Origin of the sequence: Limisphaera ngatamarikiensis (assembly GCF_011044775.1) — a bacterium.
Taxonomy (GTDB): Bacteria; Verrucomicrobiota; Verrucomicrobiia; order Limisphaerales; family Limisphaeraceae; genus Limisphaera; species Limisphaera ngatamarikiensis.
In genome coordinates this window covers 27,009-28,069 of sequence record NZ_JAAKYA010000045.1, presented here as the reverse complement: position 1 = coordinate 28,069, position 1,061 = coordinate 27,009, and the positions used below count along the sequence as shown (strand labels likewise).

The window sequence follows — 1,061 nt, the reverse complement described above, 5'->3', positions numbered from 1 at the left end:
CCCCCGCCGCAAAGCGCACAACCCCGCCCCACCCGCCACACAAACCCGCACCCACCCGCCGTTGACCCGGCCCCGGCCCCGGTGTTACGGTTCGCACGGCCCATGTGAACGGTCGGAAACGTTCCCGGGCCCGCCGATTACCATGCATATCCCGGACAATTTCCTGGACCTGAAAACCGTGGCCGTCACCTCGGCCCTCGCCGCCGGAGCCGTCGGCATGGCGCTCCATCAGGCACAACGTGACCTGCCGCCGGCCCGCGTCCCGCTCCTCGGCCTGGGTGCCGCCTTTGTCTTCGCGGCCCAAATGGTCAACTTCCCCGTCCTGGCCGGCACCTCCGGCCACCTCGTCGGCAGCGTCCTCATCGCTTCCCTGCTCGGCCCGGCCGCCGCCGTGATCGTCATGACCGCCGTCCTCATCGTGCAGTGCTTCCTCTTCAGCGATGGCGGCCTCACCGCCCTCGGCGCCAACATCCTCAACATGGGCGTCCTGGGCACGATCGGTGGCTGGTTCACCGCCACCGCCGTCGCCCGCCTCATGCCGGGCCTCGCCGGCCGCGTGGCCGGCGTCGCCTTCGGCGGCTGGTTCTCCACGGTCCTGGCCGCCGCCGCCTGCTCGCTCGAACTGGCCTGGTCCGGAACCGTCCCCCTGGCCCTCGCATTCCCGGCCATGGTCGGCATCCACGCACTCATTGGCCTTGCCGAAGGCCTCATCGGCGCACTCGTCTTCGTCACCGTGGCCAGACTCCGACCCGACCTCCTCGAAACCCGACCCGACACAACGCACCGAAACCCCATGCGCACCGTCTGGACCTGGGGCCTGGCCGTCTCCGTCACCCTGGCCGTGTTGATCTCCCCATGGGCCTCACCGTGGCCCGACGGCCTCGAGACCGTCGCCGAACACCTCGGCGTGGCCGAACGCGCCACCAGCCACTGGCCCGCGCCCATGCCGGACTACACCATCCCCGGCCTCAACCACGCCACCCTCACCATCGCAGCCGCCGGGTTGATCGGTACCTTGGTCGTTCTCGCCCTAGCCATGACCCTCGGCCGCTGGCTCGCCC

1 protein-coding gene is annotated in these 1,061 nt (G+C 70.5%); it reads left to right on the top strand.

What is annotated here, in order from left to right:
- Positions 1-142 precede the first annotated feature (142 nt).
- The coding region (locus tag G4L39_RS06920; RefSeq protein ID WP_165106962.1) for an energy-coupling factor ABC transporter permease at positions 143-1,061 on the top strand (919 nt) is incomplete at its 3' end.